Here is a 5,236-nt window from a genome sequence, read left to right as displayed (position 1 = left end):
GCTCCACCGCCCCGGCGATCGGCTCGTACGCCCGCCGCGCCGGATCCGTGCACCGCCCGGCCAGCACCGTGAACTGCCGCTTGAGCGCCCGCCGGGCCACCTCCGAGGCCAGCCGGGTCTTGCCGACCCCCGAGTCGCCCTGGAGGATCACCAGCCCGCTGCCGAACTCGGCCGCCGCCAGCTCCCCGTCGAGCGCCCGCAACTGCTCGTCCCGCCCGACGAACGGCAGCACGTGACCGTCCTCCAGCCAGGGGGCCAGCCCCGCGACCTGGTGGTGGTCGGCGCTCTGCCAGTGCAGCTCGTACGTGTGCAGCGGCTCGCGCAGCCCCTTGCCCGGCAGCCGCCCCAGGTCCTTGAACTCGTGCCGGCTGCGCCCCTGCGCCAGCCGCCGCACCAGGTCGGTGCAGAGCACCTGGCCGCCCTCCGCGATGGCGACCAGCCGGGCCGCCTCGACGGTCGGCAGCCCGCTGACGTCGTCGTGGCCCCAGCACACGTCACCGGCGGCGAGCGCGGCCCTGATGGAGATCTTGTCCGGGGCGCGCTCGTTCTCGTCGGCCACCGCCTGCTGCACCGCGATGACCGCGTCGAGCCCGGCCGTGGCCGAGTCGAAGACGGCCATCAGCCCGTCGCCCAGGCTCTTGGTGAACGTCGAGCCGCTGGCCGTCACCACGGAGCGCAGCAGCTGGTAGAGGCGGCGGAAGACCACGTTGGCGCGTTCCTCGCCCAGCCTGATGCGCATGGCGGTGGAGCTGACCACGTCGGTGAACAGGATGGTCGCGGTGGTCAGCGTGCCGGGCGGGTGGGGAGCGGTCATGTGGGCCGCTCCTTCAGTCTCCGCGCGGGCGCGCGCACCTTCCGGCGGACCGTGCGGCGGATCTCGCGCGTCTTCACGGCGGAGCGCGACTGCTTGATCCGCCAGGCGCCGGCCAGGTCCCCGGGGATCCGGAAGGCCGCCTGCCCGTCGGAGTGGCGGTCGATCAGGGCGACCACGATCTGCCGGCCGAGCCTGCGCACCAGCCAGCGGACGACGCCGTCCACCGGCCCGGCCAGCGCCGCGTGCCGGTTCGCCGCCCGGCCGGCCGCGAACAGCGCGGTGAACCACCAGGCGGGCTTGGGCACGCCCAGCAGCTCGGGCACCCGGTCGGCGCCGTACTTGGCGTCGCGGAAGACCCAGTGCACCAGGCTGCGCGGCAGCTTGCGCCACCCCAGGTGCATGAACTCCTCCATCTCCTCCAGCAGCCTGGCCATCAGCCGGCGGCCCTCGTCGCTGGACTCGTACAGGCGGCCCAGGCGTTCGCTGACCGGTTCGACGTCCTCGAGCGTGAGAGGCCGGTCACGGCAGGCCTCCACGCCCATGAGATGGCCGAACACGCTCCACGTGTAGAGGTGGGCCGCACGCTGCTCCGCGGAGAGCGTCACGCCCATACTCTCCAGAGCCTCCCATGTCACCACAGAGAAGTCGAAGATGGTGGCCAGCAGGAGCTCCTGGTTGACCGGGGGGCCGAACCGCGCGGTGTCCCAGTGGTCAGCGAAACGCTCGTTGACCAGGGCGCGGACGAAGGAGTGCAGGATCCGCAGGCCGAGCGCCGTGGTGTGCCCGGGGCGGCCGGGCTCCAGGCTGTTGGTGGCCTTCAGGCCCATCACGTCGACCAGCATCTGCCCGGTCTCGGCCACCCGGCGGGTGAGGCTGTGCGTGGCCAGCCGGGACACGTTGGCCAGCACCTTCGCGCTGGACACCTCCACGTACGCCATGGGCAGGCACTTGCAGAAGAGCGCGGCCGACTGGTAGAGCCCATAGTCGGCGAAGACGGCCTGCCCCCTGGCCAGCAGCTCGCGGTCGTCGCCCCAGTCGGGCAGGTCCGCGGCGAAGTCGATGGCCGCGAAGATCGCGGAGGCGGGCGGCTCGCCCGACGGCGCCCTGGCCTCCCGCTTGGCCGCCGCCAGCTCCTGGATCACCGCCTTCACCAGCTCCAGGGGCCCGCTTCCGTCGGGCTGGGCGTCCAGGTACTCGGCCACGACCTTGTCGATGTCCGGGTCCGCCTGCTGTCGCAGCTGGCGGAATCTCTCTTCGTGCCAGCGTTCGTGATCGTTCATCTACCCCGTACTCCAGATTTCGGTCAGAGGCCGCCCCGTTTCCGCAGGGCGGCGACGTCCAGCAGGGTGATCGCCCGGCCTTTGACGGCGATGAGGTTTCTCGCCACGAGGGACTGCAGCGCCCGGTTGACCGCCGGCCGCGACGCTCCGATGAGCGCGGCGAGGTCGGACTGGGTCAACCCGGGCAGGTCCACCACCCCGTCGTCGTGGCCGTGCTTGTCGGCCAGTTGCAGCAGCAGCTTGGCCAGCCGCCCGCCCAGGTCGAGGAAGGCCAGGTCGGCCGCCTGGTCGGTGAGCCTGCGCACCATGTGGCCGAGCATGCGCAGGAACTCGTCGGCCAGCCCCGGATGCTCCCGCATCAGCTCCAGGAGCCGTGCCCTGGGCAGCGCGAACACCCAGGCGGGGCGCACCGTCACGATCGACGCCGAGCGCGGTGAGTTGTCCAGCAGCGCCAGCTCGCCGAAGGTGTCGCCGCGGCTCAGCATGTTGAGCACGATCTCGTCGCCGTGCTCGGTCGTGAACACCACCTTCACCAGGCCGTCCAGCACCACGTAGAGGGACTCTCCCGGATCCCCCTGGTGGATGATGATCTGGCCGGCCCGGTAGCGCCTCGCCATCCCGGCCCGCGCGCTGTTCTCGATGCCGCTCTCTCCGAGTACGCGGAACAGCGGGATCTCCGCCAGCACGGAGGCCACCGGCTGGACATCGCTCGGGAACCCGCTCATGCAAGAACTTTAAGCCGCATCCCGCGCACGAACAGCCGACGGTCCTGGATGTCCCGATTGTGATGAGGAACACATCGTGACTGTCACGCGCGAGACAGCCCCTGACGATCACTCGGCGCACCGTTGGGATGCCGGGCGGTAATGGCGACCCCCCGAGTGCCCGGCCCGGCAGGGAGATCGACATGTACCTGGACACCATCGAAAGACCCGATACCGCCACCCTCGTCTCGGCCGCCCAGGACGGCGACGCCATGGCGTGGGAGCGGCTGATCGAAGAGTTCAGCCCTATGCTCAAGGCCCGCGTCCGCCGGTTCAGGCTCAGCCACGAGGACGCCCAGGACGTGCTCCAGACGACCTGGCTGCTGGCCTGGCAGAACCTCAGGAGCGTGGAGGACGGCCAGCGCATGGCGGGCTGGCTGGCCACCATCGCCTTCCGCGAGTGCCTGAAGCTCACCAAGCGGACGAAGGAGATCTGCACCCCTGACCTCGACACGCTGGGCAGCACGGACGACGTGGACAGGGAGCTGGCCAGGATCTGGCTGGCCGGCACGCTCGACGAGCTCGTCGAGGAGCTGCCGGCCGCGCAGCGGGTCCTGTTCAGAGCGCTCACGGAAACCTCCGAGCCGCACTACGTGGACGTGGCGCGCAGGCTGGGCAGGCCGGTCGGGAGCATCGGGCCCACCCGAGCCCGCACGTTCGCGAAGCTTCGCGGGCTCCTGCAAGCCCGCGAGATCACCAGGGACTTCCTCGACTGACTCACTTCGCCGACGGGTCGAGCTGGATCGCCTCCAGGAACGGCTCGAAGTCGAAGTGCGCCATCTCGAACGCGTCCGGGTCGCTCTCCGCCGGATACTCGTAGACCTTGCGCCCGCCCCGGGCGAGCATCATGTTGACGGCCTGCGGCACCAGCCCGTGCTCCATCTCCCGGGCGAGGCCGTCGGCCACGTCCTTGGCGAAGGGCAGGTCGTAGAGGGCGCCCACGTGCTGGTAGACGCGGAAGTAGCTGACGATGAAGCGCATGCGGTCGCGGTAGGACACCCAGTCGGCCACCCCGGCCGTGGACGCCTCCTGGTCGGCCGTGATGAACTCCTCGGCCAGCTTGCGGACCTTCTCGTTCTGGATCGGCGCCCAGACCCGTTCCATGTCCACGCCTTCCGGCGCGGTCAGCGGCCGGCCCACCTTGATGTCGCTGAGCGGCGTCTGCACGGCGAACAGGTGGCGGGTGTAGAGCGAGGACCACTTCCCCTCCAGCCAGCGCGTCAGCCACGGCTGGTCCTCGTGCCGCGCGGCGTACAGGCGGAACCTCGGGAAGCGGCGCCGGGTCACCAGCGAGCGCAGCGACCGCCACGACACCCGCGTCAGCCACCGGACCGGCCGGTAGAGCACCAGCTCGAGGGCCTTCTGCGCGCGGGCCTGCTCGTAGGCGGACAGCGCCACGCAGGCGCCGAACATCAGCTCGGCGCGGGCCTCGGGGTCGGCAGTCTGCTTGGCCTCGACCAGGAGCTGCGCGGCGTCCTTCAGGTAGCGGGGGTCGGCCTCGGCCAGCAGATCCGTCAGGAACGCCGGCGGGCTCGGCGTCAGATCCGACTCCGGGCTGACCTTGAGGAAACGGTCGGGCGAATCGTTCCACAGGTTGACCGCGAGGCTGGCGGTCTCCAGGAAGATGGCCCGGTTGGCGAGCGCGAGCCCGAGCTGGTAGCTGGGCCCGAGCAGGGTGAGCAGGACCGCCCTGAACACCCTCCTGAACCGGTGGGGCACCCGCATCTTGTGACCGAAGTCCAGGATGAACGGGGAGTCGGGGCTGAGGTCGAGGCTCTCTCCGACGGCCTTGGAGGTCCAGGTGGCGTAGCAGTACCAGTTGTTCGCGTCCTTGCCCAGGTGCTGGGCGAGGTCCCCGGCGACGCGGTGGTAGCTGTAGGCGATGACCATCGCTTCGAGTGCCGGGCTCCGGTCCTTGTAAGCGGCGATGCGCAGCACGTCGTCCGCGGTCATCGGAGTGTCGGACATGGGGTCTCCCGTTAGTTCGCCTCGAGGAGATAAGAGCGTCCCCAGCGGCGTCAGATACGTCAGGCGGCCGGTCTTTCCCCCGTGGCCGCCAGCCAGGAGCGTAGGGCGCGTGACTTACGGCGGGCTTGCAGGACGCCGGTCGGCCGGATCAAGGCCCCCGGCGGCAGGAAGCGCAGCCGGAAGCGGCGTCCGGCGCAGGTGAGGTCGACGCGCAGGGGCCGCCAGCTCGCCCGGATGTCGGCGCGGGCCAGGGTGAAGACCGTCTCCTCGTTCGTCACGTAGGACAGCAGGCGGTCGGGGGGGGGGGGGGGGCCCCGCGCCCCCGGGCCCCGCCCGCCGGGGTGCCCCCCCACCGCGGGGGGGCCCCCGGCACAGCGCGCGCCCGCCCCCCCCCCCCCCCCCGCGCCCCC

Annotated in this window: 6 protein-coding genes; 1 reads left to right on the top strand and 5 read right to left on the bottom strand. The window is 71.2% G+C overall.

The features are described from left to right. The 3 genes from ACWDX9_RS59485 to ACWDX9_RS59475 form a co-directional block, all read right to left on the bottom strand. Positions 1 to 814: adenylate/guanylate cyclase domain-containing protein (locus tag ACWDX9_RS59485; RefSeq protein ID WP_449972545.1), on the bottom strand; the 814-nt coding region annotated here is incomplete at its 3' end. Beyond that, positions 811 to 2,094 (bottom strand): oxygenase MpaB family protein, encoded by a 1,284-nt coding sequence (locus ACWDX9_RS59480; protein WP_449972542.1) that lies wholly within the window; start codon positions 2,092 to 2,094, stop codon positions 811 to 813. The genes ACWDX9_RS59485 and ACWDX9_RS59480, both read right to left, overlap by 4 nt. 23 nt (positions 2,095 to 2,117) lie before the next feature. Then, positions 2,118 to 2,819, bottom strand: coding sequence for a Crp/Fnr family transcriptional regulator (locus ACWDX9_RS59475; protein WP_449972539.1), 702 nt, complete (start codon positions 2,817 to 2,819; stop codon positions 2,118 to 2,120). Between the two features lie 182 nt (positions 2,820 to 3,001). On the opposite strand from ACWDX9_RS59475, the gene ACWDX9_RS59470 reads away from it, so the two are divergent. Next, entirely contained in the window at positions 3,002 to 3,574 is a 573-nt protein-coding gene (locus tag ACWDX9_RS59470; RefSeq protein ID WP_350727135.1) for an RNA polymerase sigma factor, read from the top strand. A 1-nt stretch (position 3,575) separates the two neighbouring features. Here ACWDX9_RS59470 and ACWDX9_RS59465 read toward each other — a convergent pair whose 3' ends face one another. Then, entirely contained in the window at positions 3,576 to 4,826 is a 1,251-nt protein-coding gene (locus ACWDX9_RS59465; RefSeq protein WP_449972536.1) for a hypothetical protein, read from the bottom strand. Between the two features lie 59 nt (positions 4,827 to 4,885). Beyond that, complete coding sequence (locus ACWDX9_RS59460; protein ID WP_449972534.1) at positions 4,886 to 5,104, bottom strand: hypothetical protein; 219 nt, start codon at positions 5,102 to 5,104, stop codon at positions 4,886 to 4,888. Between the last annotated feature and the right edge of the window lie 132 nt (positions 5,105 to 5,236).

The sequence above is a fragment of the Nonomuraea sp. NPDC003201 genome, assembly GCF_053590415.1.
The sequence above is the reverse complement of the archived record's forward strand: the minus strand, read 5'-3'. Positions and strand labels throughout refer to the sequence as shown.